30 protein-coding genes and 2 tRNA genes are annotated in these 25,811 nt (G+C 48.7%); 21 read left to right on the top strand and 11 right to left on the bottom strand.

Translation table 11 applies throughout. The features are described 5' to 3' along the window. Window positions 1-8: 8 nt before the first annotated feature. Genes trxB through V8247_RS08780 form a run of 4 tightly spaced genes read right to left on the bottom strand, consistent with a single transcriptional unit; the run spans window position 9 to window position 3,971 of the window. Window positions 9-941, bottom strand: coding sequence for a thioredoxin-disulfide reductase (gene trxB / locus V8247_RS08795; RefSeq protein WP_338737472.1), 933 nt, complete (start codon window positions 939-941; stop codon window positions 9-11). Next, window positions 919-1,944: a phosphate acyltransferase PlsX gene (gene plsX, locus V8247_RS08790; protein WP_338737471.1), complete on the bottom strand. Its 1,026-nt coding sequence runs from the start codon at window positions 1,942-1,944 to the stop codon at window positions 919-921. Before plsX ends, trxB begins: the two co-directional genes overlap by 23 nt. Before the next feature lie 47 nt (window positions 1,945-1,991). After that, the gene (locus V8247_RS08785; protein WP_338737470.1) at window positions 1,992-2,783 is read right to left on the bottom strand and encodes an acyl-CoA dehydratase activase; all 792 of its coding nucleotides are present in this window, start codon (window positions 2,781-2,783) and stop codon (window positions 1,992-1,994) included. Continuing rightward, window positions 2,784-3,971, bottom strand: a complete 1,188-nt coding sequence (locus V8247_RS08780; protein WP_338737469.1) for a M20 family metallopeptidase — start codon at window positions 3,969-3,971, stop codon at window positions 2,784-2,786. Between the two features lie 273 nt (window positions 3,972-4,244). Here V8247_RS08780 and V8247_RS08775 point away from each other — a divergent pair, with 273 nt between their 5' ends. From V8247_RS08775 to glp, 4 genes are all read left to right on the top strand, one after another. Continuing rightward, the gene (locus V8247_RS08775) at window positions 4,245-4,457 is read left to right on the top strand and encodes a MerR family transcriptional regulator (protein ID WP_338737468.1); all 213 of its coding nucleotides are present in this window, start codon (window positions 4,245-4,247) and stop codon (window positions 4,455-4,457) included. Between the two features lie 23 nt (window positions 4,458-4,480). Continuing rightward, window positions 4,481-5,563 carry a type IV pilus twitching motility protein PilT gene (locus tag V8247_RS08770; protein ID WP_338737467.1) on the top strand — a complete coding sequence of 361 codons (1,083 nt, stop codon included), beginning with the start codon at window positions 4,481-4,483 and terminating at the stop codon, window positions 5,561-5,563. 88 nt (window positions 5,564-5,651) lie between these two features. Then, window positions 5,652-6,155 (top strand): MogA/MoaB family molybdenum cofactor biosynthesis protein, encoded by a 504-nt coding sequence (locus V8247_RS08765; RefSeq protein ID WP_338737466.1) that lies wholly within the window; start codon window positions 5,652-5,654, stop codon window positions 6,153-6,155. Beyond that, complete coding sequence (glp, locus tag V8247_RS08760) at window positions 6,155-7,366, top strand: gephyrin-like molybdotransferase Glp (protein ID WP_338737465.1); 1,212 nt, start codon at window positions 6,155-6,157, stop codon at window positions 7,364-7,366. Before V8247_RS08765 ends, glp begins: the two co-directional genes overlap by 1 nt. Before the next feature lie 4 nt (window positions 7,367-7,370). Here glp and V8247_RS08755 read toward each other — a convergent pair whose 3' ends face one another. Next, on the bottom strand, window positions 7,371-8,081 hold the full coding sequence (locus V8247_RS08755; protein WP_338737464.1) for an oligopeptide/dipeptide ABC transporter ATP-binding protein: 711 nt from the start codon (window positions 8,079-8,081) through the stop codon (window positions 7,371-7,373). On the opposite strand from V8247_RS08755, the gene V8247_RS08750 reads away from it, so the two are divergent. The 5 genes from V8247_RS08750 (at window position 8,062) to V8247_RS08730 (ending at window position 12,800) form a co-directional block, all read left to right on the top strand. Then, window positions 8,062-8,388 carry a hypothetical protein gene (locus V8247_RS08750; RefSeq protein ID WP_338737463.1) on the top strand — a complete coding sequence of 109 codons (327 nt, stop codon included), beginning with the start codon at window positions 8,062-8,064 and terminating at the stop codon, window positions 8,386-8,388. The genes V8247_RS08755 and V8247_RS08750 overlap by 20 nt on opposite strands. A 92-nt stretch (window positions 8,389-8,480) precedes the next feature. Then, window positions 8,481-9,461, top strand: coding sequence for an ABC transporter permease (locus V8247_RS08745; RefSeq protein WP_338739374.1), 981 nt, complete (start codon window positions 8,481-8,483; stop codon window positions 9,459-9,461). Next, the gene (locus V8247_RS08740) at window positions 9,462-10,895 is read left to right on the top strand and encodes an ABC transporter permease (RefSeq protein ID WP_338737462.1); all 1,434 of its coding nucleotides are present in this window, start codon (window positions 9,462-9,464) and stop codon (window positions 10,893-10,895) included. Between the two features lies 1 nt (window position 10,896). After that, window positions 10,897-11,838 (top strand): ABC transporter ATP-binding protein, encoded by a 942-nt coding sequence (locus V8247_RS08735; RefSeq protein ID WP_375340890.1) that lies wholly within the window; start codon window positions 10,897-10,899, stop codon window positions 11,836-11,838. Continuing rightward, window positions 11,835-12,800, top strand: a complete 966-nt coding sequence (locus tag V8247_RS08730; RefSeq protein WP_338737460.1) for an oligopeptide/dipeptide ABC transporter ATP-binding protein — start codon at window positions 11,835-11,837, stop codon at window positions 12,798-12,800. Before V8247_RS08735 ends, V8247_RS08730 begins: the two co-directional genes overlap by 4 nt. Before the next feature lie 17 nt (window positions 12,801-12,817). On the opposite strand, the gene V8247_RS08725 is transcribed toward V8247_RS08730, so the two are convergent. Further along, window positions 12,818-12,894 (bottom strand) — tRNA-Pro (locus tag V8247_RS08725). 111 nt (window positions 12,895-13,005) lie between these two features. Here V8247_RS08725 and def point away from each other — a divergent pair. Next, on the top strand, window positions 13,006-13,539 hold the full coding sequence (gene def, locus V8247_RS08720) for a peptide deformylase (RefSeq protein WP_338737459.1): 534 nt from the start codon (window positions 13,006-13,008) through the stop codon (window positions 13,537-13,539). Further along, entirely contained in the window at window positions 13,536-14,180 is a 645-nt protein-coding gene (locus V8247_RS08715; RefSeq protein WP_338737458.1) for an MtnX-like HAD-IB family phosphatase, read from the top strand. The genes def and V8247_RS08715 overlap by 4 nt, the downstream gene beginning before the upstream one ends. On the opposite strand, the gene V8247_RS08710 is transcribed toward V8247_RS08715, so the two are convergent. Continuing rightward, window positions 14,177-14,854 (bottom strand): YggS family pyridoxal phosphate-dependent enzyme, encoded by a 678-nt coding sequence (locus V8247_RS08710; RefSeq protein WP_338737457.1) that lies wholly within the window; start codon window positions 14,852-14,854, stop codon window positions 14,177-14,179. The genes V8247_RS08715 and V8247_RS08710 overlap by 4 nt on opposite strands. A gap of 4 nt (window positions 14,855-14,858) precedes the next feature. After that, window positions 14,859-15,290, bottom strand: a complete 432-nt coding sequence (locus V8247_RS08705; RefSeq protein WP_338737456.1) for a zinc-ribbon domain-containing protein — start codon at window positions 15,288-15,290, stop codon at window positions 14,859-14,861. A gap of 20 nt (window positions 15,291-15,310) precedes the next feature. On the opposite strand from V8247_RS08705, the gene V8247_RS08700 reads away from it, so the two are divergent. The 10 genes from V8247_RS08700 (at window position 15,311) to rplT (ending at window position 22,715) form a co-directional block, all read left to right on the top strand. Beyond that, window positions 15,311-15,392, top strand: a tRNA-Leu gene (locus tag V8247_RS08700). A 118-nt stretch (window positions 15,393-15,510) separates the two neighbouring features. Beyond that, window positions 15,511-16,443: a 4Fe-4S double cluster binding domain-containing protein gene (locus V8247_RS08695; RefSeq protein WP_338737455.1), complete on the top strand. Its 933-nt coding sequence runs from the start codon at window positions 15,511-15,513 to the stop codon at window positions 16,441-16,443. After that, window positions 16,443-17,126, top strand: coding sequence for a Crp/Fnr family transcriptional regulator (locus V8247_RS08690; RefSeq protein ID WP_338737454.1), 684 nt, complete (start codon window positions 16,443-16,445; stop codon window positions 17,124-17,126). Before V8247_RS08695 ends, V8247_RS08690 begins: the two co-directional genes overlap by 1 nt. A 90-nt stretch (window positions 17,127-17,216) precedes the next feature. Then, on the top strand, window positions 17,217-17,474 hold the full coding sequence (locus V8247_RS08685; RefSeq protein WP_338737453.1) for a phosphohydrolase: 258 nt from the start codon (window positions 17,217-17,219) through the stop codon (window positions 17,472-17,474). Further along, complete coding sequence (locus V8247_RS08680) at window positions 17,464-18,177, top strand: 4Fe-4S dicluster domain-containing protein (RefSeq protein ID WP_338737452.1); 714 nt, start codon at window positions 17,464-17,466, stop codon at window positions 18,175-18,177. The genes V8247_RS08685 and V8247_RS08680 overlap by 11 nt, the downstream gene beginning before the upstream one ends. Window positions 18,178-18,440: 263 nt before the next feature. Continuing rightward, entirely contained in the window at window positions 18,441-19,682 is a 1,242-nt protein-coding gene (locus V8247_RS08675; RefSeq protein WP_338737451.1) for a hypothetical protein, read from the top strand. A gap of 97 nt (window positions 19,683-19,779) precedes the next feature. Beyond that, window positions 19,780-21,528, top strand: coding sequence for a threonine--tRNA ligase (gene thrS, locus V8247_RS08670; RefSeq protein ID WP_338737450.1), 1,749 nt, complete (start codon window positions 19,780-19,782; stop codon window positions 21,526-21,528). Between the two features lie 27 nt (window positions 21,529-21,555). Next, complete coding sequence (gene infC, locus V8247_RS08665; protein ID WP_338739372.1) at window positions 21,556-22,167, top strand: translation initiation factor IF-3; 612 nt, start codon at window positions 21,556-21,558, stop codon at window positions 22,165-22,167. After that, complete coding sequence (rpmI, locus tag V8247_RS08660; protein ID WP_338737449.1) at window positions 22,145-22,348, top strand: 50S ribosomal protein L35; 204 nt, start codon at window positions 22,145-22,147, stop codon at window positions 22,346-22,348. Before infC ends, rpmI begins: the two co-directional genes overlap by 23 nt. Before the next feature lie 19 nt (window positions 22,349-22,367). Further along, window positions 22,368-22,715, top strand: a complete 348-nt coding sequence (rplT, locus tag V8247_RS08655) for a 50S ribosomal protein L20 (protein ID WP_338737448.1) — start codon at window positions 22,368-22,370, stop codon at window positions 22,713-22,715. A 200-nt stretch (window positions 22,716-22,915) separates the two neighbouring features. Here rplT and V8247_RS08650 read toward each other — a convergent pair whose 3' ends face one another. From V8247_RS08650 to acsC, 3 genes are read right to left on the bottom strand one after another with little or no spacing between them, the layout of a single operon-like run. After that, complete coding sequence (locus V8247_RS08650) at window positions 22,916-23,569, bottom strand: DUF3786 domain-containing protein (RefSeq protein ID WP_338737447.1); 654 nt, start codon at window positions 23,567-23,569, stop codon at window positions 22,916-22,918. After that, on the bottom strand, window positions 23,554-24,435 hold the full coding sequence (locus tag V8247_RS08645) for a dihydropteroate synthase (RefSeq protein WP_338737446.1): 882 nt from the start codon (window positions 24,433-24,435) through the stop codon (window positions 23,554-23,556). The genes V8247_RS08650 and V8247_RS08645 overlap by 16 nt, the downstream gene beginning before the upstream one ends. Next, complete coding sequence (gene acsC, locus V8247_RS08640) at window positions 24,435-25,793, bottom strand: acetyl-CoA decarbonylase/synthase complex subunit gamma (protein ID WP_338737445.1); 1,359 nt, start codon at window positions 25,791-25,793, stop codon at window positions 24,435-24,437. Before acsC ends, V8247_RS08645 begins: the two co-directional genes overlap by 1 nt. Window positions 25,794-25,811: the final 18 nt, after the last annotated feature.

Below are 25,811 nucleotides of genomic sequence, written 5' to 3'. Positions count from 1 at the left end.
GTTGTTCCTTAAACTTTAATTCCGGACAGGTAGTCCTGGGCATTAGATGCAGCCGTGGCGCCGTCACCGGCTGCCGTTACAACCTGCCGTACCGAGTTTGCCCTGACATCACCGGCGGCGTACACTCCCGGAATATTGGTTTCCATATTTTCATTGGTGATTACAGCGCCAACTTTGTTGAGTTCAACTACCCCTTTAAGGTAATCCGTATTGGGAATCAGGCCGACGGCTACAAATACGCCGCCTACCGGCAGGATAGTTTCTTTACCGTTTAATACATTTTTCAGTTTCAGGCGTTCCACGGTGCCGTCACCTTCAATAGCTGTGACATCAGTATTCCAAAGGAATTCAATTTTGTTGTCGGCTTTCGCTTTTTCCTGAAGAACGGGGGTGGCTCGTAATTTGTCGCGGCGGTGAATAATATAGATCTTCTCTGCGAAATGAGTCAGGTGTATAGCTTCGTTCAGAGCGCCGTTCCCGCCCCCGATAACAGCTACTATTTTGTTACGAAAAAAGGGGCCGTCACAGGTCGCGCAAAAAGAAACCCCGCGTCCCGCCAGTTCCTTTTCACCTGGGACGCCGAGCTTGCGTCGCTCGGACCCGCCGGCGATAATTAACGCTCTTGCCGCGTAGTCACCCAAGGCCGTCTTAACAATTTTATGACCGTCAGCCAGATCAATCCCGGTAACGCCGGTCTGAATGTGTTCTACACCGAACTTAATAGTCTGTTCATGCATTTTCTGAGTCAGGTCGTAACCGTTTATCGGTTCAACGATACCGGGGTAATTTTCTATCTCCCAAGCCTCGGCCATTCGCCCGCCAATTGCACTGCCTTCAATAATGGCAGTTTTGAGCTTGGCTCGGCCAGTATATAGGCCGGCGGTAAGTCCGGCTGGGCCACCGCCGATAATAATTACATCATACTGTGATGGAGCTGGCATGTTCTTTTACCTCCTCAGCAATCAATTCGGGAATCCGTTGTTCCACGGTTCTTTTGGCAGTTAGTATTGCGTTTTTTATGGCCTTAGCCCGAGAACGGCCGTGAGACACAATGACGGTGCCTTTGACGCCTAGAAGGCAGGCACCACCGTATTCGCGAAAGTCCATACTTTTGGCCATGTGACCGATCCCAACATCAACCAGCAGTTCCCTTCCCCTCAGGTGAGATGCGGAAGTCACTGCCTGGCCAACTTGTCTGATCTTAATAATAGAATCCCCCAGTCCTTCAAAAGCCTTAATTAATATATTTCCGGTATAACCGTCAACCACAATCACATCGGCAGTATCACGTACCAGGTCATGGCCTTCAATATTACCGATAAATCTGATATTAGGCATTTTTTTGAGTAATTGGTGGGTTTCAACCACGAGTTTATTACCTTTGGTTTCTTCCGAGCCGTTGCTCATAAGCCCAACCCTTGGTGTTTCAATTCCCATCACGTATTTGGCATAAATATTGCCCAAACGGGCGAATTCAGCCAGATGAATTGGGCGGCAGTCGGAATTGGCACCGGCATCAAGCAAGAGGGAAGGGGCGTGAGGCACTAGTTTGATAATACTGCCCAATGCCGGACGTTCAATCCCATCTATTTTACCTAGCAACAGATAGGCGGCACATAATACCGCTCCGGTGGAGCCCGCGGACACAAATGCGTCAGCCAGGCCTTCTTTCACCATCATGGTGCCTACCGCGATAGACGATTTTGGCTTATTTTTCAGCGCTTCAACCGGATGTTCGGTGAATTCAATATTCTGAGGCGCGTGGACGATGGACAGGTTCAATTTCTTTAGATGTTTACCGGCCTGAACATGCAATACCGGCCTTTTGCCGACCAGAATAATTTCTACACCTTTATCTTTTAGCTCTTGAGCGGCCTTGATAGCACCTTTTACAATTTCATAAGGAGCATAATCACCGCCTGATGCGTCTACCGCAATTCGCATAAATTCCCGTCCTTTGTGAAAAAATATTCCCGACTTTCTGCTCTCGCCTACCTTATATTATGCGCTAATTGACGCTTTTGTATCAAGGCCGCGCCGATTGCGCCGGTCATTTCAGGGCCGTCGGGAATATGCAATTTTTGGTCAAAAGTTTTTTCAAAAGCCCGTACCATGGCCTGATTACGGGCGACGCCGCCTTGAAACATGATAGGTGACACCAGACGATTAATCCGTCTGGTGTCACTCAGGAAGTTCCGCACCAACGCTAAACATAATCCATAGATGATACTGCTGGTTGAAGCGCCTGATTGCTGAGCGTGTATCATATCCGATTCAGCAAATACGGTGCATCGGCCGGTAATATTTACCGGCTCCTGGGGATTGTTGCCGATTTCGGCGAACGCCTCAATGGACAAACCCAGACGGCTGGCCTGATGTTCCAGGAAGGACCCGGTGCCGGCGGCGCAGACGGTGTTCATGGCAAAATCCTGAACCAAACCGCCGCTGACAATGATCAATTTAGAGTCTTGCCCGCCCATTTCTATTACCGTCCGGACACCCGGTAAAAAATATTCAGCAGCCAAAGCCTGGCAGGTTATTTCGTTTTTAATGATAGAAGCGCCAAGTTTTGTTCCTACCAATTCCCGGGCGCTGCCGGTAACCGCAAGTTTTTCCGGGGTTTCGCCAATAGCATGATTAACCGTTGTCCGAAGTTGGCAAGCCGCAGCCAGTGGGTCGCCTCCTGTGGGTATTTGGCATGTAAGTATGACATTATCATTGTCGTCCAGAACGGCGGCTTTGGTGCTGATTGACCCGGCATCAATGCCTAAGAAGAAACCCATTCAGGAATTGATTCCCATCATGAAATCTTCCTTAACTCGCTTCAAGGTATCCGGATTAACAAACAGGTCAGCAGTTGTCATTGCCAGCGCCTTGGCTGCATCCAGCATGCCCGATAATCCTTCAGGGGACGCGGCAGCCGCAGCAAACTCACGGGTATGTCCGATAACTCCGGTCGGCGCTATGGAAATAAAACCATGCAATCCCGGTACCACTCGGCTGACATTGCCCATATCGGTACTGCCAAACGACTGATTGCTGTCTTCCAGCATTATTTCACGACCCAGTGTCTCTACATTAGCGGTAAATAAACCGGCAAGCGTCGGGTTGTTAAGCAACGGTTCATAGGCAAGGGGATCCCATCGGTATTTCAGTTCGGCACCGGTTGCGAGCGAGCCGGCTCGAAAGCAGTCCAGTACGCGGACCTTAAGGCTATCCAGATATTCCATATCGCCAGCTCTTACCAGAAAACTTCCAGCAGTGTACCCGGGGACTACATTAGCGGCATGGCCGCCGTCGGTGATGATGCCGTGGACCCGTGCTGTCGGTCTGATATGCTGTCTCAAAGCACTAACCGCTGAGTAAGCGATCGTCATGGCATCCAGCGCATTGATCCCTTCGGCGGGTTCGGCTGCGGCGTGAGCTTCCTTGCCGAAGTATTCTACATAAAGCGTGACGCAGGCTAAAGCACGGGCCGTCGCCACGTTGGGCCCAGACTCTGGATGAACCATTAAGGCGGCGTCAATGTTGTCAAAGACGCCTTGTTGCGCCATGATGATTTTACCGCCGAAAAGCTCTTCCGCAGGTGTGCCAATAAATTGTATCTGTCCGTCGCAGGTGTCCGCCAGTTGTTTGGCGGCAACAGCGGCACCGGCACCGGCAGTAGCGATTAGATTATGCCCGCAGGCGTGACCGACGTCCGGCAGGGCATCATACTCACCCAGAAAAGCCACCACTGGTTTCCCGCTGCCATAGGTAGCCCGGAAGGCCGTTTTTAATCCGGCGATGTTGCGTTCAACATTGAAGACGTTTGATTGGAGATACTCAATTATCCAGTCGGCCGCCTGCTTTTCCTGAAATCCGAGTTCGGGGTTGGCGTGGATTAGTAAAGCAATTTCTTTCAGTCTTGGTGCCTGACGGTCGACGCTGGATATCAGAGCCTGTTTTTGTTCGAGTAAACTTATCTGCATATCGTAATTATATCTCATTGTCCTGATTGTGAGCCATTTATTTTTAATTTCAGTGGGGCAAAACTATGGACATAAATTTACAGGCACAATCTTTTGTATGGTACGAAGGTACTTTTGATTTCCGTAGTACGCAGTTTAGGGATGATATTTGTGGCGGTATTGTAAATGCAGCCATTACTAAAGTTTGTCATCAACCCTTACTTTTTACCCATTTACCATCAAGTCAGAATGCGCTAAAGTATATCTGAATATAGCCATACAAGGTTGAAGCTAATGACATTGATATTAAAAGGAACTAAATATTACCGGACCGCCGAGGTTTGCGAAATGGCCGGAATCAGCCGTACGACATTGTTTCGCTGGTTAAAGAGTGATCTACTTGGTGAAAGCGTTGCCCGCGATCGCCGGGGCTGGAGACTGTTCACGGAGCAAGAAGTTGAGCAGCTAAAAGCTGAAGCTAATAGGGTTGATGAGCCGGCCGATTAAATACCGAAAAGGATAAATTAAAGATGTCCCAAATTGATGAATGGTTGCGCTTGTTGGTGGAGCAGGGAGGGTCTGATCTTCACCTGCGGGTTCCCAGTCCGCCTGTAATCCGGGTTGACGGTGAGTTGTTGATTTTGGAACAGTATCCCAATCTCAAAACCGGTGATTTGGAACTAATTTTGGACGAGATAGCCAAGCCGGAGCAAAAAGAGACTTTTTTAAACGAAAAAGAATTGGATTTCGCTTATGGCATCGCCGGTCTCGCCAGGTTTAGGGTCAGTGTGATGAGGCAACGTGGCTCTTTGTCAATGGCGTTTCGGCAAGTGCCGTTCCAGGTGTTGTCCATGGAAAAACTTGGGGTGCCGGCTATCTGTAAAAATTTGATTATGAAACCCCGCGGCATGATTCTGGTCTGCGGCCCAACCGGGTCAGGTAAATCAACTACCATGGCCGCGATGGTGGATTATCTTAATCAGAATGCTGCGCGTAATGTCATTACCATTGAGGACCCCATTGAGTATCTGCACTCAAACAAGAAATGCCTGATTGCTCAGCGGGACCTGGGAGATGATACCAAAGCCTTCGCGGTGGCGCTGAAACATGCTTTGCGGCATGACCCGGATGTCATCGTCGTCGGTGAAATGCGTGATTTGGAAACTATTTCCACGGCTATCTCTGCGGCTGAAACCGGACATCTTGTTGTGGGGACACTCCATACTACGGATGCCGCTCAGACAGTTGACCGCGTTATTGATATTTTCCCGCCGTCTCAACAACAACAAATACGCCTGCAGTTCAGCCAGGTTCTTGAAGCTGTTCTGGTCCAGACACTGGTTCCCAGACTGAACGCAAAAGGGCGTGTTCCGGCTTTTGAAGTCATGACGGCCACTCCGGCCGTCAGGAATTTAATCCGCGAGCAGAAGACCCACGAACTGACCAACGTCATCCAACTCTCCGGTAAGGACGGTATGATGACACTTGATCAATCCTTAGCAGACTTGATGCGAAAGAACCTGGTAGCTAAGGATGAAGCACTATTGAAGAGCAGCCACCCGGAAAAACTGGAGAAGTTACTGCAATATCAAGCTACCGCCGGCTTCAGATAGACAGATATTTATCTTGAAATCAGGGGTGGGGGTTATTCCGGCTTGATTTTTGCCAATCCTGGCATCAGGGACTTATAATGGCTTTTATATGGGGCATATTGATCATAAGGAACATTCTCCGGTCTCAGTCGCCTTTGGTCTGATTACCGTGTCAGATTCAAGAACTGAAGATACCGATGAATCGGGCCGTTTTATGGCCGGGACATTGAAGGACAACGGTCATTTGGTCTCCTGTTACCGTCTTCTTAAAAACGACGCTTCAGCCATTACAACAGCCCTTCGGGAAATGCTAAAAGACCCTGATGTTCAGATTGTAGTATTCAGCGGTGGTACTGGATTATCTCATCGTGATTTGACTGTGGAAACGGTATCCCCGCTGCTGGACAAATTTATGCCGGGGTTTGGCGAACTTTTCCGGCTTTTAACATGGGAAACCATCGGCAGTCCTTCAATTATGAGCCGGGCAATCGGTGGCGTTATTGGGGAAAAGGTGGTGCTGTGCCTGCCCGGCTCGCTGAACGCTGTCAGATTAGCGATGGAAAAGATAATTTTACCGGAAGCCGGACATATGGTTCGTGAGGCTGGCCGTTGATGAAGCCTTTCGGCCAATTGCTGGATTTTGATTCGGCGCTTCAAACGGTACTAGCCGAAACCATGGTAATTAACACGAATGAGTCTGTTGACTTGGATGATCTGGCCGGGCGTGTTTTGGCGGAGGACCTTTATGCCGCGATGTCAATTCCTCCTTTCAACCGGGCAGCCATGGACGGTTATGCGGTTATCGCCACTGATACCTTTGGTGCAGGACGACGGGATCCGCGTCAATTAACAATTGTTGGCCATGTTTTTGCCGGAGATTCTCCTTCATTAAATTTGAAAGCGGGCGAAGCTATTCAGATAGCGACAGGGGCTCCTATGCCGGACGGTGCCGATGCTGTAGTCATGGTGGAGGAAACCGAAAAATCCGGTGATGTTGTCAAGGTATTTAAAGCCGTGTATCCCGGGGCCAATATCGGTCGGGTCGGGGAAGATATTAAAAAAGGCGAGCGCGTCCTGGCTCAAGGTACTGTTTTTGATGCTGGCAAGATTGGAGTTCTGGCCTCCCAGGGCTTGTCACGAGCCACGGTCCTAACTAAACCAAGAGTGGCCGTTATGCCTACCGGCGAGGAAATCGCTGCTTTTGACTCAGAGTTGAGAGCTGGACAGATTTACGATATAAATTCACATACAATCGCCGCGGTCATCCGTCAAAGCGGAGGCAAACCTGAAAAAATGCCTATTGCAGAAGATAAGCCTGACCGTCTCCAGGCCGCCATTGAGAAGTCTTTAGATGCCGACATGGTGGTTATTTCTGGCGGTTCTTCAGTCGGTGAACGTGATTTAATGTTCGGTATATTGGAAAAACTTGGCAAAGTCTTGTTCCACGGCATCCAGATAAAACCAGGGAAACCGACTATGTTTGCCGTTGTCAGGGGTAAACCGGTGCTCGGAATGCCCGGGTATCCAACCTCCTGTTTGATTAACGCCTATTTGTTGCTGGCCCCGGCGGTTAGGAAAATGGCCGGGTTACCGCACGATGAAGGGCGGATAATCGAAGCTGGCCTGAGCCAAAGTGTGCCCGGCGCCGTTGGGCGTCGCCAATTTTTGCCAGTCAAAGTTGAAAACGGAAAAGCTATACCATTGTTTAAGGAATCCGGTGCCATTACTGCAACCGCGGACGCTGACGGTTATCTGGACATTCCCCAAAACGTGGATATTCTGGAAAAAGGCGAAAAAGTCATTGTTCGCCTTTTTGCTCGTTAAATCCTTAAGACTTAAAGCAAGCCGCGTAGTGACCGCTCCCCTTGTCTTCAAGCAATGGTAAAGATGCCTTACATTCTGCGTCAGCTTTTTCACATCTGGGCCAAAAAGGGCATCCAGGTGGCAGGTCACCAAGTCGCGGCGGTTCGCCTGTTATATATTTCGGCGGCGCACTTGCGATATTGAAGGAAACGCATTCCAGCAGTTTTTTAGTATATGGATGGATCGGATTATTAAAAACGGATTCACGACTGCCTTGTTCCATTATGTGCCCGGCATAGAGTACAATGAACTCTTCGCATAGCGAAATTGCCTGGTGAATATCGTGTGTAATGAATAGATATGACGCGTCTCGCTGTGTTTTCAATGTTCCCAGCAAAGCAATAATTTGTCCCTTTAAGCTTGGGTCTAAGGCTGACGTCGGCTCATCCAATATTAGTAATGAAGGACTTAATGCCAGGGCTAAAGCGATACAAGATCGCTGGATTTCTCCGCCGCTCAGTCTATCCGGGATTGACCATCGGATGCTTGAGCTGAGACCAACACTGTCTAACAGTTCAGCCGTATTGTGAAGGGCATCTGGTACGTTGTGAATTTGAAATAATTCTTCAAAATGATCATTGATGGAATATCTCGGGTCCAGCGAGCCTTTGGTATTTTGAGGTACCCAGGCAAGCTTCTTCCAGCGAATTTTACGAGTGAATTCCGATTCCGGCATAGATAATATCTCCGTACCTCCCAGCGACGCTGTGCCGGAAAATTCGCTAAGTGCCAGCGATACTCAGGGGTTGTCGCCCAGCATCTATCAATTACATTTGTTGGCTTATGGAGAAACGGTATCACTGGTAACCGAACGACGGGTTGATTTAGACCTGGCTACAGGCGGAATTATTAAGCCGGATGATATGGGCGATAACAACAGCAGCGGCGGTTTATCTCCGATTTTTATAATTATTCCGGTAGCTATAGTTGTCGGCGGCGGTTTGGTCTTCCTAATTCTGAAAGGCTCCGGGGCCAAGAAATAGGCACGGGGTAACGCAGGAGCATGTCGCCTGTCATCTGGAAGCTCCTCGGCCGAGGGCTCACTTTATTCGGGGTCCTGTTGGTGGTCCTGGTGATGGTTGTGGTTTCACTGGGCGCTACCGGATTTTCTGATCGGATGCTGCAGGCTACCGTTAACGAGGAAGTCAGGGCCGTCCGCATCGGGCTGGCGCAGACGATTCGGGATCCGTTGCTGCTGGAACAGGCGGTCGCAGAGCGCAGATTACAACTAGAAGCATTTTATAGCCTTGATAAACCTTGGTATTACCGTTTGCCGGACACTGTTCGCAGGGTTGTTACCTTTGATCTTGGCGAAGCCCGTACGCTCCGTAGTACCGAAGGCAGTTCCCGTGTAGTTGATTTGCTGGCTGAACGTTTGAGCAATACGGTATTACTCATTACTACTGCATCGGTTATTACTGCCATTTTAGGCTTGATCATCGGTCCCCGTCTGGCTTCCAGAGCAGGGTCCCGACTGGACCGTTTCAGTTGTCTGGTATTGGCTGTTTCATATGCTTTGCCGGCCTGGTGGGTCGGGATTTTTATGGTGCTGATATTTGCTTTTGAATGGGGCATATTTCCCTATGGCGGTATGGTATCAGCCCCTTCCCCCGATGGTATTATCGCCAGAGTTGGTGACACCTTGTGGCACGCTGCTTTACCCGTCATAACTCTGGTCCTGGTTTCCTTCGGTTCCTGGGCATATTCCGTACGCACTATGGTTTTGAATACCGCCCAAGAGCCCTTTGTTACTGTGGGCCGGGCCAAGGGTTTGCCGGAAAACATCTTGGAGCGGCGTTATATATTAAGAGCCGCCGCGCCTCCTATTATAACCAGCCTGATACTGGGTCTGGCCGGTTCGTTGGGTGGTGCGATTTTGACGGAAACAGTATTTAACTGGCCGGGTATGGGTCGGCTCTATTATGACGCCATTATTGCTGCCGATGAAACTGTAATCGTGGCTCTGACTTTTGTATTTACCCTGATTTATCTGGTCGCCAGGTTTGTATTAGAAATTTTATACATCTGGCTGGATCCCAGGATTAGGTACGCCTAAATGAATGCAAAGGATATACTCAAAGCACTTTTATCCAGTTGGGTTGGACGTATCGGCGCTGGTTTTCTAGCCTTTATGATTATAATATCTTTTTATGTTGTACTGACATATCCCTTGGATTTTGGCACCCGTATCTGGAACAACCCGGCCTACTGGGCGGACTATCCTCAAAGCGTCCCGCCGGCCTGGAGCAATGCTTTTTCCAGCGACGACCAGGTAGTGCACAAAGTGTTTACGGCGGATAATCCGGGCAATGTTGTCATAGATGGCAGTGCTAGATATCTGGTGTACCGTTTTCGTTATGATTACAGCTTTGAGAATTTTCCAACCTTTACTTCATTTACCATCAATAACGTGAATTATGAAAGTCAGCCGCCGGTCATGTCACTTTCCATTATCAGGCCTGATAACAGTGAAGTCTTGCTCTTGCGCCATGTGGTACCAGGGCCGGCACCGGGTGAAGTTTCGCCATACGTACGTTATGCAGACACTGCGTATCGGGTATACCTTTCCGGTGACCGGAGTGTCGCTTACAATGTTCGAGACTTTATCAACAACGAGTACGGCATTGGATTGAGTCTGGCACAGGTTGAAGGTCAGGTAGATCGGATATTATTTGGTGAACCTGACGGGACCGGCGGGTTTAAGCCGCTGGTCGGTGAATACGTCATAGACCTGACGGTACTGACTACAGGAGAGGATGATTACATCGGTGAAGTCAGCTTCACCATCGGTGGGACGGTGTACGGTTTAATGGGTACAGATTCTACCGGTCGTGATCTAGCCACCGGTTTGCTGTTTGGGTTCCCAGTAGCACTGCTTATTGGGGTAGTAACCAGTGTATTTATTACCGTCATTGGCACAACCACCGGCATTATCTCCGGGTATGTCGGCGGAAGGACCGATACCCTTATTCAAAGGTTGTGTGATGTGCTGGCCAACATTCCGTTATTGCCAATTCTGATATTTTTAGCTTTCATTTTTGGTCAAAAGCTCTGGCTGGTCATGCTGGTACTTGTAGTGTTCGGCTGGCCGGGGCTTACGATTATTGTCCGCAGCATGGTTTTACACCAGAGCGCTTCACAACTGGTAGAAGCCACTCGAGCCTTAGGCGCTAGTCCGTCACGTATCATGTTTCGTCATGTATTATTCCAAATAGGGCCGTTTGTTCTGGCTCAGATGATATTTGCTACTCCGGGGGCGATACTGGCTGAAGCTGGGTTGTCTTTCCTGGGTCTGGGTGATCCATCTATTCCAACCTGGGGTCAGATACTGGAAAGTGGGTTTTCCACTGGAGCGGTCTATGTTGGTTATTGGTGGTGGGTTTTACCACCCGGTCTTTTAGTGGTATTTGCCGCCGCTACCTTTGTGCTATTATCCCTTGGTTTTGAACCGGTAGTTAATCCTAAGTTGAGAAAACATGCCGCTACTTGAAGTGTCAAATTTGAACATTAGTTACCGCACCGGCGAAGGAGTGTTGCAGGCGGTCGGCGGGGTTTCCTTTACTATTGAGGCAGGGAAAACACTGGCCGTGGTCGGAGAATCCGGTGCTGGTAAAAGTTCATTATCACTCGGGATGATGCGTTTGCTACCGAATAACGCGGAATTGCCCACCGGGCGCATTATTTTAGATGGTATTGATTGTCTAAAACTATCCGTCAATGAATTCCGCCGACAGGTGCGCTGGCAAAAAATGTCAATGGTTTTCCAGGGTGCTCTGGATTCGCTTCACCCGGTCAGACGGGTTGGGGACCAGATTGCGGAGCCAATCTTACTGGGCGGTGGGACTGGCAAGGCCGCTGCTGATGCCAGAGTGATTGACTTGTTAAAACTGGTGCGACTGCCGCCCGAAACCGCCCGCCGGTACCCGCACGAGCTCTCCGGCGGCATGAAGCAGCGGATCATGATCGCTATGGCCTTGTCCTGCTCACCACGTCTGGTAATTCTTGATGAACCGACGTCGGCACTGGATGTAATCATTCAGGCTCAGATTATGAACTTGTTGAAAAAATTGAAGTCGGATTTTAAATTGGCCGGACTGTTCATCACACACGATCTTGCATTAGCCTCAGATTTGGCAGATAACATTGCGGTGATGTACGCCGGCGAATTTGTGGAGATGGGAACCGCTGAACAAATCCTGCTGGATCCCCGTCATCCTTATACCAGGAAACTATTAGCAAGCATCCCCAGATTAGGCAGTACGGATAGGCCGGAGTTTATATCTGGCACGCCGCCCAGAATGATTCAGTTGCCTGACGGCTGTTACTTCCGGCCAAGGTGTCCCATGGCAGATGAAAGTTGTGTTGTTCATCCGGTTATCAAGCGTTTTGCTGACGGCAGACAAATCAGGTGCGGACAATTGGAGGCCGAATGACCGCCGCCCTGGAGCTGAAAAATATTACAATGGAGTTTCAGTCCCGGAAGCACATGTTTCGGGTAGATGTTGTCCGTGCGGTAGATGATGTGTCTCTTCGTCTAAACCAGGGGGAAACTCTTGGTATTGTGGGTGAATCCGGTTCCGGCAAGACGACACTGGCGAGGATAGCGCTCAGATTGCAAAAGCCTACCTCCGGCACTATTTCGTATTTGGGATATGATATTACATTTACTTCAGAAAATAAGCTCGGTCACTTTCGTCGAAAAGTTCAGGGGATTTTCCAGGACCCGTTTGCCGCTTTAGATCCGTTTATGAACATCGGGCAGATATTAGAGGAACCCCTGATCATTCACCATCTGGGTAATTCCGGCGAAAGAAATTCGGCTATAGAGTCTGCTTTGGCCGAAGTTAAGCTTAATCCGGCACGGCAATTCGTTACCAAATATACCCATTTGTTATCCGGGGGGCAAAGGCAGAGAGTGGCCATTGCCCGTGCGTTATTGCTCAAACCAGATTACATTGTGGCAGATGAACCGGTGTCTATGATTGACGCGTCCAGCCGGGCCGAAATATTGTCGCTATTTGCGGAACTCCAAAATAACCATAATCTGGGCTTTTTGTATATTACACATGATATCGCTACTGCCGGATATTTTTGCAGGCAGGTAGCTGTCATGTATCTCGGTCGTGTCGTTGAATATGGGCCGGCTAGGGAAGTGATATGTTCGCCAAAACATCCATATACGATCAATCTAATCGCTGCGATACCAACCCCGGATCCTCAGAACAGATTTCGCGAAAGGTCGGTTATACCGCTGGAAACCGTAACCGTAGACTCCGAAAGTTGCTGTGCGTTCATGCCCCGGTGCGATAGGGCGCTGGAGGGAGAATGTGACTGCGTTAAACCCGTTTTAAGAGAGATTGACCCCGGACATTTTGTGGCTTGTACAAGGGTTTAAAGGCTTTAAAAAAAAATTGGTCGGGGTGGACGGATTTGAACCGTCGACCACCTGAACCCCATTCAGGTGCGCTACCAGGCTGCGCTACACCCCGCTGAGAAAGCCCAAAGATGTTAGCATAAAGCTAATTTTTCCGCAAGGTATTTGTCCGAAAATTACACTTCGTATATAATATGACATAAAGATTTAACGCGAGTATTGATTCATGGCTTTAAGAGTACTTCACTTTCATCCCGATCCGGTTTTGAGGCAAAAAGCCAAAAAAGTGCCGGTAGTTGACCAGAGTATTAAAAAATTGGTTGACGATATGATCGAGACCATGCAGGCCAACAGCGGTTGCGGTTTGGCAGCGCCTCAAGTCGGCGTGTCGCTTAGGTGTATTGTCATTGGTATGCCGGAGGAAGTGCCTTTTGCCATTATCAACCCTGAAATCGTAAAAAGGGTTGGAGAACGGGAAGTTGAAGAAGGCTGTCTAAGCGTCCCTGGTTTGTCGGCAGAAGTAACCCGATCGGTTTCGGTGATTGTCAAAGGTGTTGATTGTAAAGGGAAGCCGATTCGTGTCAGAGGAAGAGAGCTTTTAGGACAGGCACTGGAGCATGAAATTGACCACCTTAACGGAATGTTGTTTATTGACCGGGTGGAGTCGCCGTCCAAACTTCATAAAAAAGAGATTCCGGCTGAAGTGGATGACTTAGAAACTATGACTGAAACCATAGGAAAGGACCCTCAGGCAAATTGACAAACAAGACACTTTTACAATGTGACTTTGACGGTACCATTACCGAAGGAGATATCAGTTTTTTGATTTTAGAACGCTACGCTGAAGGCGATTGGCGCGCTGTCCTTAGGGACTATCAGCAGGGCATAATTTCGGTTGGAGATTTTAATAATCGGGCTTTCGCTTTCGTTAAGCAAAATCGGGAGACCCTGGAAAACCTGGTGCGTGAAGAAGGCCGGATCCGGCCTGGTTTAACTGAGTTGGTGGATTTTTGTGCCAAACAAGACATAACGATGACTGTGGTTTCCAACGGACTGGATTTTTATATCAAGACTTTACTGGGGAACAACGGTTTCAGTCACATTAAAATTATCGCAGCCAAAACTGTTTTTACGCCGCGAGGCATGGATGCGCGTTATTATAATCACCATGGGGAAGAAGTTCTCAGCCAGTTTAAGGAATCATATACCCGACAGTTTATTGAACAGGGCTACAAGGTTTACTATGCCGGTAACGGACCTTCGGATGTGCCGGCATCTCGTTTGGCCGCTCATGCTTTTGCAACAGAATCACTACTTGATTTTTATCGAAGAGAAAATTTGCCCCATACCTCGTTTGAAGATTTACGGGATATTGTAACTGGATTAAAATCTCTGGCCTAAGCCCGTTCGCCAAAAATTGCCGTTCCCAGGCGAATTAGATTCGCCCCTTCTTCAATGGCGATGCGGTAAGAATTACTCATCCCCATGGACAAATAAAGCAAGTCTGAATTTGGCAGTCCTAGTTGCCCAATGCTTCCTAAGAGGCGTTTGGTCTCAGCGAAGTATTTCCTCAGGCCTGATTCTTCCAGTCGAGGGCCCATAGTCATCAGTCCCTGTAGCCTAAGATTGGGCAAGGAATCCAGATAAAGGGCTAACTCAGGTAGTTGATCCGGCATAACCCCGGCTTTTTGAGGCTCACCCGCGATATTAATTTCAATCAGCACTGGCAATACTTTATTTATTCGCTTTGCCTGGGCATTTAATTCATCAGCTAGTCGCTTTGTATCCACGGTTTCTATTACATCAAATATTTCAACCGCTTTTTTTACCTTGTTAAGCTGCAGATGGCCTATATAATGCAAAGTTGCTTCAGCACCAAGTCGGTCGCTGTTCCCAAGCTCAATTTTGGTTCTGGCGGCTTCCTGGACATAGTTTTCACCGATGATGGACACTCCGCCATCAATTGCAGCTCGTATTTCATCAGGGGTGCGGGTTTTAGCCGCCGCCACCACAGTGACGTACGGTGGAATTTCTCCCAGTAATCGCCTGACGTTTTGGGTTATTTGATCGTACATGAAATCATTGTAAGGCCGTGCCGCAACTGGGGCAATAACGCATGCCCCGCCCAACGGGTTGGGAACAGGATTGACACAAAGGAACCATGACGTTGGCTCCAACCGTCATTTCCTGAACGACTTTTTTCAACTGTGACTCAGTCATCAAACGTTCCGCTATTTGAGGCTTAAGAGCATCGGCTATTTCAAAATGACGCCCGCACCCCTGACAGGTCATGTATTGTTTAACCCGATATTGAACCGTAGGGATAAAATATACGGTCAGACGTTGCCGGCGCTGAGAAACGCTGAAAACTCTATCTGATTGACAATGCTGACATCTGGTCACGATATAACCCAGATGTTCGCCGTAGTTTTTATTGCCGAATAGTAAAATCACCACAAAAGTATGTCTACGCTCGCGGTTTTTGTCAACCGGTGACGGTTTTTCAGTCATATGCTAGAATAAACCGTCTTGGGGGAGTGCCGGAATTGGCAGACGGGCATGACTTAGGATCATGTGTCGCAAGACGTCGGGGTTCAAGTCCCCGCTTCCCCATTATTAATTTCGTCTAAAATTGACTTTTACTGACATTTCATTCATTGAAATTACGCTGCTTTTTCCTTTTCCGCACGGCGATTATTTCTCTTTAAAGAATTGCTGCTAAAATGGGTATATGTTGGAATTATCAGAGACAGCATCAGCGGTCATTCAACAACTGCTTACAAAAGGATATCGGGCATGTGTAACATCTGTCGGGCACATGTCGGCTTTGGAAGTTGAATACCAGGGTTATACTCAGCGTTCTGTCTGGAAGTCATCACCGCATCTCAGTCGACATGTTTTTAATTTCAAACCTCCGGAAAAATTAAGACTCGGCGGGTCTGTTATCACGGTGGCCGCTCCGGTCCCTCCGGTAAAACTTGAATTTGGTTTTCAGGGAAGACGTCACCAGGTAGACGCCCCGCCGCTGTCAACTGATTATCAGCGGGATTTAAAAATATTTTCCAGTATCATCAATGAGGTGATAATGGCTGGTGGCTACCGACTGTTTGAAGCCAATCTACCTACAAAATTGATCGCCAGTCACGCTGGCCTATTGGAAAATGGGCTGAACAATATGGGGTATATACCAGGAATGGGTAGTTTTTTTCGCCTGGCCGCTTTTTATTCCGACATGCCGGTTGCTGGTGACCTATGGCAGGATCATATTGTTAGTGGAAAATGCCGCCATTGTCAGGCTTGTTTAAATAATTGTCCCACCGGTTGCCTGCAGCCGGACTGTTTTGATGTGTCGCGATGCCTGTCTCTATTAAGCAAAGAACCTTATGATTTTCCGGAATGGGTAGACTCTCGGTGGCATAATTCAATCATCGGATGCCGTATTTGCCAACTGACTTGTCCAATGAACGTGGATTATTTGGAGCAGGCTTCAATTGGGGCGGAGTTTTCAGAAATTGAAACTCAGGCCATCTTGTCTGCGGTACCACTCGGACAGTTACTTGAGGATACCCGCATGAAATTGGAACGGTTTCACCTGGGGGATTATTACGACATTTTGCCTCGGAATTTGCGGTTACTGTTGGATAACCGTCGGGAGAATCAATAATGGATATACCTTCAGCAGTTGCGTCTTTGCGCCGGGCATATCTATTTTCATCGTCAAAAGAAACGGACCTGACTGAAATCGTTTCCAAATCCGAAGTTAAAAAATACGAAGCCGGTGAATACCTGTTCTGGGAAGGCGATCCGCCGGAATTCTTTTATTTGCTGACCGAGGGCCGGGTTAAAGTGATGAAGCACGGCTCCTTGGGGCGGGAGACGGTAGTGGCTTTTTTTAGTCCTGGAGATATATTTGGCGAGGTAGCGGTTCTGGAAAATAAACCGTATCCTGCCAGTTGTCAGGCCGTTGCCGGGACGGAAGTTCTGACGATTTCCCGAAAAACATTTAATAATTTTATTGAACGAAATCCAGCGGTGGCAATGGCTATGGTAGCCATATTAAGTGCTAGATTACGGGAGGCCCAAAGCCGCTTGCACGACATGGCCGGTGAGCGGGTTGAACAACGCCTGGCCCGGACGCTGGAGCGGTTATTTTCCAAAATAGGCTCTGAATTACCCTTTACCCGGCAGGACTTGGCAGATATGTCAGGTACGACATTAGAAACTACGGTTAGATTTCTCAGTCGCCTCAAGGAAGGTGGTATTATTTCTTCTCGACGCGGACTTGTTATTATTAAAGATGATGTGAAGTTGCGCTTGTTGGCCGAAGGTCCTCCCGATATAGCCTGATTTCAGGCTTTGTTTTCAAGTTGATATAAATCATATTCCCGACCCTGATCACGCTTTATAATAGCAGTAAAGCTTCATAAAAGGGTTGTCATGGAAAACAGATGTCCGGGACAGGATTTTCGTAAACTGCGGGTGGAGTTACACCGCTGTCCTCATTGTCGGGCTGAAGTTGAAATATTTTCGGATGAATCCAAAGCCCGTTGCCAGAGGTGTGGCACCATGGTTGTCAGGGAGTCCCAACCTTCGTGCATTGAATGGTGTTCGTCTGCCCGCCAATGTTTGGGTGAAGAGCGCTGGCAAAGATTAAATGAATTGACCAGGTCGGGAGGAGACAAAGATGTCTATTAGAAAAATCGTTTGCTTTGATGAAGACAAGTGCAATGGTTGCGGTGAATGTGTGCCGTCATGTGCTGAAGGAGCTATTCAGATAATCGACGGTAAAGCCAGATTGGTCAGTGATACTTTTTGCGATGGTCTGGGCGCGTGTTTGGGTGAGTGTCCCATGGACGCCATCACCATAGAAGAGAGAGAAGCCCCGGAGTTTGATGAAATAGCAGCGATGCGCCATGTTGCGGCGGCTGAAAAACCGCGCGCTATTCCCTTGGGGTGTCCATCAGCCAGATTGATGTCGTTTGGCGAAAGCTCACCCCCCCATACCGGTAACAAGGAAAGTCAGCATTCCTCGCTCAATAACTGGCCGGTACAGTTGACGCTGGTGCCGCCGCATGCTCCATTTTTGAAAAACGCCGATATTTTATTGGCTGCTGATTGTGTTCCATTCGCTTACCCTGATTTTCATCGGGACTTTCTGTCTGGAAAAGTATTGCTGATCGCTTGCCCTAAATTGGATGAATTTGAGCCGTATCTTCATAAAATGGCCCAGATTCTGCAGCAGGCTCAACCGGCCAGTATTACCATTCTTCGCATGGAAGTGCCGTGTTGCGGCGGGTTGACCCATCTGGTCAAACAAGCTGTACAAACCTCCGGAATCAAAGTAGAGGTTAAGGAGATAACAGTAGGCGTCCAGGGTAAAGTTCTGGCTGAAGCATAAATTCCGCTCCGTTTTTGAAAAAAAATATGGCGTAAAATACGCCATATTTTTTCATTATTAGGTAAAAGGTTATTGACTACCATGTTCCGGTAGACTACACTAATCAGAGTAAACCAAAGTACCCTCCGGTCTGCCCGTCTCTGGTAACTCCAGTAGGCGTACAAGATAGCGCGTTGTTCAAGCTGGAAAAAGTGAGAGCGTTCATTGGTGGTTATGAGCCGGAGAAGACTCCTGCTTGTAGATATACCAATAAGGAGGTACTTATGGTTGCTGAACCCAATATTCTGGTGAAACCCCTCCCTCAGATATTGGATGAAATGGATGCCAATATCAGGGCTGCGGCTGAAGCCGCCAAGAAGGCTGAACAGGCAGCTAAAAGTGCAGGAACTTCGGCTGAGGCCGCGACAAGAGCTTCGCTGGTTGCTGAAAAACGAGCTGAAGAAGCCCGTAAGGCTGGGGAAGACGCTGCTGAATCGGCCACTCGGGCAGCAGCCCACGCTGCTGCCGAGGCCAAACTGGCGGCAGAAGATGCAGCTCACAAAGCTGAGGATGCTGACCACGCATCAAGCGAAGCCTCTCATAAAGCCGAGGAAGCCTCAAGAATTGCCGATGAAGCCTTGGCACGCGCTGAGGAAGCTGCCCGGCGGGCAGAGGAAGTAGCACGCGCTGCCAAATATGCGGCTGAAGAAGCCTCGTCAAAAGCTGAAGAAGTTTCCATGGCGGCTCGTGAAGCTTCAATGGCGCTTTCCAAAGCAGCTGAAGAGAATGCACTCAAGCTTCAGGAAATGGCATTGGCGGCAAAAGAGGCACTGGAAGAAATTGTCGCCAAAGCCGCCGAAGCATCTAGAATTGCTGACAAAGCAGCCCAAACAGCTGCTGCTGCCGCTGAAGCAGCCAGAAACGATCCATCAAATGAAACTGCCAGACACTCGGATGAAGCTGGCCGACAAGCTAAACTGGCCGCCAGCCAGGCTTATCATATTGCTGAAGAAGTTGCCCGTAAGACTGAATATGCAGAAAGAGTCGGTGCTGACGCCGTTGAGTCTGCCGCCAAAGCTTCTGATGCCATTGCCGGTAAAGTGGAAGAGGCCGGCAAGGCTGCTATGGCTGTTGCTGTAAAAGGCCAGACTACTGCAGAAAGCGCCATTACATCAGCCAAGGCCGCTGATAAATCTGGTGACGATGCAATTCATGCCGCATTAGGCGTATTGCAGGATATGATTAAACGTGCTGAAAGCGCCGGACAATCCGCCCGGACGGCCGCTGCTGAAATCTCCAAGGCGGCCCAAGCCCACGCCGATCAGGCGGCGCAACGGGCGCAGGACGTCGCCGATGCCGCCAGATTGGCGGCTCAGGAAGCCCTGAGCAAAGCTGAAGAAGCGCTTTTTAAGGCGGTTGTCAAAAAGCTTACCAGCGGGCAATGGATAACCTTATTAGTCGTTATTAACCTTGGTATCGTGATGGCCGCCGTCATGATTGCTTTGGCATTGGGTGCTTTGGCGTAGCCTTGCGCCCTATATTAGGGCAAGTTATAATGCGTTAAACGCGCTGAGCCTCTCATCGCAAATATGAGGGGCTCAGCTATTCCATGAGGTTGTAATTGTGACAAGCGAAAACGAAGTTTCTAAATTGGAAATCATCAGACATTCAGCAGCCCATATCATGGCCCAGGCTGTTGCCGAGTTATTTCCCGGAGCCCGGCTTGGAATAGGTCCGGCCATTGATTCCGGTTTCTATTATGATTTTGAATTGCCCCGTCCGCTGGTGCCGGAGGATTTGGAGTTAATTGAATCCAAAATGGTGGAGATCACCAAAAAGAACCAACCATTTTTATGCCAAACGCTCAGTCGTCATGATGCAGTTAATCTTTTTTCAGGCCAGCCGTATAAACTGGAACTGATAAATGATTTACCCGATAACGAAGAGATTACGGTATATCGCAACGGTGATTTTGTGGATTTATGCAGGGGTCCTCACGTTTCCCACACAGCCAGAGTAAAAGCTTTTAAATTGCTGTCAATAGCGGGGGCTTACTGGCGAGGTGATGAAAAAAATCCGATGTTGCAGCGGATTTACGGTACGGCATTCCCTTCACGGTCAGAACTTGATGAATATCTGACCAGCTTAGCAGAAGCCGAAGCTCGGGATCACCGGAAAATCAACAAACAATTGAATCTCTTCGTAACCCCTGAAGAAGTGGGCGGAGGTCTGGTTATCTATGGCCCCAAAGCCGGGCGCATTCGTACAATTATTGAGGAGTTCTGGCGACGTGCCCATTATGATAATGGTTATGAGTTGCTATATACCCCGCATATTGGACGGTCTAATCTTTGGGAGACTTCCGGTCACCTGCAAAATTATCGGGATATCATGTACTCCCCGATGGATATCGACGGGCAGGATTACTATGTCAAACCGATGAACTGTCCGTTTCATATTATGTTTTATAAATCCCAGATGAGATCGTACCGGGATTTGCCGCTGCGCTGGGCTGAACTAGGCACCGTGTACCGCTATGAACGCAGCGGTGTTTTACATGGGTTGCTTCGTGTCAGGGGTTTTACCCAGGATGATGCTCATATTATCTGTACCCCGGAACAAATTGACAATGAAATCAACGAAGTGTTGCGTTTTTCCTTTGATATGTGGAAAGTTTTTGGATTCACAGACTTAAAGCTTTTCCTGGCGACCCGGCCGGAAAAGGCTATTGGAACAGAGGAACAGTGGCAACGTGCATCAGATGCCTTAAGGCGGGTTATGGATGCTCAAGGACTGGCATATAGTGTTGATGAAGGCGGCGGTGCCTTTTACGGGCCTAAGATTGATATTAAAGTCAGGGATTCGCTTGGTCGTGAATGGCAGATGACCACAATTCAGTTTGACTTTAACCTGCCGGAACGCTTTGACATGGTTTATACCGGACAGGACGGGCAGGAGCATCGGCCTTACATGGTTCACCGGGCTTTACTAGGTTCCTGGGAACGCTTTTTCGGTTTGTTGATTGAACATTATGCAGGAGCCTTTCCTGTTTGGATTCATCCCACCCAGGTGGCGGTTCTGCCTATTGCCGACAGACATGTGGAGTACGCTAATCAGGTCAGTAGTGAATTGAAACAATCCGGTATCCGGGTTACTGTTGATGATCGTTCGGAAACGGTGAACCAGAAGATTCGACAGGCCCAACTGGATAAAACACCTTACATTCTGGTTATCGGCGATAAAGAAATTGAAAAAGGCACTCTGGCGGTCAGGTTGCGCACTGGACAACAACGGTTCGGGGTTACGATTAAAGAGTTCAAAGCGACAATTAAGGACTTGATTGAGCAGCGTCGTAATGATTTACCCTTGTAGATTTGAAGTTGCTATCGTAAATATGCTATATTCTACATTCAGTATCATGATTCTCAGGGAGGTAGCCAGCACATAATTAAAGAACTGCGGGTTAACGACAAGATTCTGGGCCGCGAGGTTCGGGTAGTCGGTGAAAAAGGCGAGCAGTTAGGTGTGATGACTGTAGCTCAGGCTAAAGAATTGGCCCGTCGCAACAGCGTTGATTTAGTTGAAGTCGCTCCCACTTCAGTTCCACCGGTTTGTCGCCTGATGGATTACGGCAAATATCGGTACGAACAAACCAAAAAGGAACGTGAAGCCAAAAAGGGGCAGAAGCTTTCCCTGTTAAAGGAAATCAGATTGCGGCCTAAGATCGGCGCTCATGATTATGAAGCCAAAGTCCGCAGTATTCGCAAACAACTTGAGGATGGCGACAAAGTTAAAGTAACCATCATGTTTCGCGGCCGGGAAATTACCCATTCAGAACTGGGAATCAAAATATTAAAGCGCGCTGCGGATGAACTTTCGGATATCGCCAACGTAGAGGGACAGCCCACTCTTTTAGGCTCACGGATTCATTTGATGCTGGTGCCTAAACCGTCCAATAAAGTTAAAACAAAGGAAGGTCAAACGGATAATGCCGAAATTAAAAACTCATAAAGGGGCACAGAACCGCTTTAAATTTACCGGCAATGGGAAAATGATGCGTGTTAAAGGCCCAAAAAGTCATCTACGTCGTAATAAGTCGGCTCGTACCCGGCGTCTTTTTGACGAAATGATTCCGGTGGCTAAAGTGGACGTCCAACGTTTAAGCCGCCTGGTACCATACGGAACGCCTTAATTTAGGAGAAAGATAAAACATGGCTCGCATTAAAGGTGGTGTCGCCACCAAAAAACGACACAAATCAGTACTGGAACTGACCAAAGGACACCGGGGTCAGAGAAACCACAATTTTCGCCGTGCAAAAGAAAGCCTGACTCATGCTTTGGCTTATTCCTTCGCGCATCGGCGTGATAAAAAGGGTGATTTTCGGCGTCTGTGGATCGCCCGTATTAATGCTGCGGCTCGTCTGAACGGCTTGACTTACAGTCAGTTTATTGCCGGTCTTTCCAAGTCCGGTATTGAGCTGAACCGCAAGATTCTCGCTGATATGGCTATCACTCAGCCCGGTGCATTTGCCGAGTTGGTAAAAACCTCTCAGCAATAGTTAGACTGTATAGAAAAAATAAGCCTCGCTTGCTTATGTCGGCGGGGCTTATTTGTTATATAATATTACCAGCAGAAAATACTTGTGAGGCAATCGATATGCGTCTGGGACCGACTGAATTTATTATCATTATCGTTATTATTGTGGTGTTGTTCTTCGTATTCAAACGCCGGAAATAAGCTGAAGTGTTCCGCGTTTGGTTAATGGTTGGTAGCGGCTGCCGCGACTATTTTAAGGCTGATTGACTGGCACAAAACAGCGATATCTTCAATTGGTAGGTAGTTTTTAATGTCGCTGGAAAAATATACGGTACCTTCAGCCGGCAATTCATCATCACCGAGCCACAGCACGATATTTATGCCGATTCGGGGAAGAGCTTGCAGATGGACTCCGGCATCACCGCGGGGAATATTTACAGCCTTCAGCTTTTGGCCGGCTTTAATAAAATTATCCAGGTTATTGCCAAAGCGTTCAATCAAAGGTTGCACGCACCTTTTAAGATAAGTCGGGTAATAAATGAGGCCTTCCGGCAAATCCTTGAAGGTTATCGGTTCCGTTTGAAGGCTGGGAGGACTATTGCCGGTCAAATAGTGCAGCATGACCAACTGGTCGTGAATTTCGGGCAAGACTGATCTTCCAGTGATTACCCGACGGGAAATATCTATCTGGTAAGCTTCACCAATATAATCCAGTGAAAGGCAAGACTCTCCGACTCTGGTGGCACCTGAACGGCGACATATCTCAGCGACATCAACAGCTGACAGTTTATCGTATGCGAGCGTTGCTGATTCATCGTAGGCAAGCTTAAAGCCGGTAGGTTGACCACCGGCCGTAGGATTTATATCTCCAGCCATGAATCTGAGTACAACGTTTGTCCGGTAAGTACCCGAACTGTTTTGACATAATCTGCCAGGTGTTTACCAATTATTGCCGGATCCGCCATATCACCGTCCATTGTCCGGTGAACTGTGTTCACTATATCCGGTCGTAGTCCCCGAGCAATCGCTATTAATTCTTCATCCAGAGCGTCTATGATGGCGGCATGAAGCCCATAACGCGCTAACATGATGAAGTAAGTGCGATTCAGGATAGGACGAAGTCGGGCTGGGCTGCCGTTGGAAACATTGGATAGTCCCACCACAGATTTGCAGCCGGGGGCGATTTCCGGCAGCATTGTCAAAAACTCCACACAGGCATTTAGCTGGTTGATTTCACCGCTGACCGGGGTTGCAATCGGGTCTATCCAGATATCTTCATTGATGATACCAGCCTCATTAGCGCGGTATACCAGGTCAACCGTCAACAAACAACGCTCGTTCACGTCCCGCGGCATCCCCTCAGCCCCCCACAGCAAACCAATCATTTCGGCTCCGTATTTGCTGACCACTGGTAATAACTGTTCCAGACGCTCTGGTTGCATGGATACGGAATTTACCAGGGCGCGCCGTTTACTGGCTTTAAGCCCGGCCTCAATAGCGGCGGCATTGGTGGTATCCAGGGAGAGCGGCAGGTCAGTGACTTCCTGTACCGTTGAAACCAGCCACGACATTAAGTCCGCGCCGGTCTTTTTGGCCGGCCCTATATTAAGGTCAAGGTAATCTATACCGGCCCTGGCCGCAATACCAGTTATTGACTGAACCGGTTCAGACTGACGTTCCTTGAGCGCCTGCCCCAGACTTTTGGACATAACATTGATATTTTCAGCTATAAGAATAGTCATTAAACGTCAGGTGATTCCCAATTATTTTTAAGATAGGACAACAGGTGAGCCGCTTCTCTGGGGCCCACCAATATCTCCCAATCCGGTAATTCTTCTTCCAGTCCGCCGCTTTCCATGGCTATATATCCCGGAATAATCAGCTTGCGGTGCTTGATGCGGTCTGCGATACCGCTTTTCTTGATAAATCCGGCGATATTGTCCGCTCCAAATTTCCCGGCCGCCCAGGCTGTCATTACCGAAAGCCCTTCAGTATCCTTGATTAAAAGATGTGCCGGCACACGGGTATTTTCAATCTCGCCGGAAACTATAAAATAGGTCAGTGAAAAATTGCAGGTGATGGCTACAGGCGAGTTCTCATCCGGTCCGTTGATATCATAAATACCCTCTAAAGTAGCCAACGGTCGCTGCGGGTCGGTATAAAGGTTCAATCTGGCGACCAACAGCGGAAAGAGCGTCTCGCCCCGGAAATCTGACAGCACAATTATTCCGGCGTATTTGGCCATAAGAACCGAGGCGATTAAGGCTTCCTGCAGCGGTTTATCAGTCATTTCGGCCGGGAAGACGATGGTCGGATAACCCAGAGTTCGTTGTTTTTTCAATAATGCGAGTCGTCTGAGTCCGACCTGTTCCGTCAGCGCCTGCTTCAAAGTACGGGTACCGGTATCTAAAATAATATCCTTGATACCTATACCATTAAGTTTGGTGGTCAATTCGGCCAATTCATCCAGACTGCTGCCGCGGGCGATGACCGTTAGATTTAATTCCTTTGCAACTCCCGCTAGGTCGTCAAAATTTGCGGTTGTGACGGCGCACAAAACGGGTTTCCGGTCTCTGCAAGCCATGGCAGCGGCTTTGACGGCTGCAACGTCTTGACACATCAGAATGATGCCCGCATCAGTCTCTTGTTTTACCCGGGCAGCCAGGGCGGCGTAAGTCTCCACATTACCGGATTCATATTTCAGAGCGGTGAGTTCCGGGCGCAGCGTCGCCCCAACCCGTGTGAAGGTAAATAGATTAAAACTCTCCAGACGGCGGGGTATTTCAGCTTCTTCCATCGTATCGCTGATGATAACTGCAATTCCGGGCGGATTCTCAAACCGCTTTTCATGACGGAACATGACGGTTTCACCGCCTATGCGAAGCGGCTTTTCGCCGGTCGCAATTGTAACCGGCCTGATGGGCGGCGCCGAGGCCTCTTCCAGACGAATTCTGGCTTCTTCGGTGACAAACGGGCAGGCGGTTAATTCCGCTTTTCCGGCCGCCAGGCTCATAGCAAAGGCCAGACAGGTGGGTACGCCGCATTTACCACAGTTAGTCCGAGGTAAGAATTTAAATATTTCTATTCCAGAAAGTCCCATTAATTTATCTCCTTATGC

It is taken from the genome of Dehalogenimonas sp. W (assembly GCF_037094495.1).
GTDB lineage: Bacteria > Chloroflexota > Dehalococcoidia > Dehalococcoidales > Dehalococcoidaceae > Dehalogenimonas > Dehalogenimonas loeffleri.
This window is presented reverse-complemented; position numbering and strand designations above follow the sequence as displayed.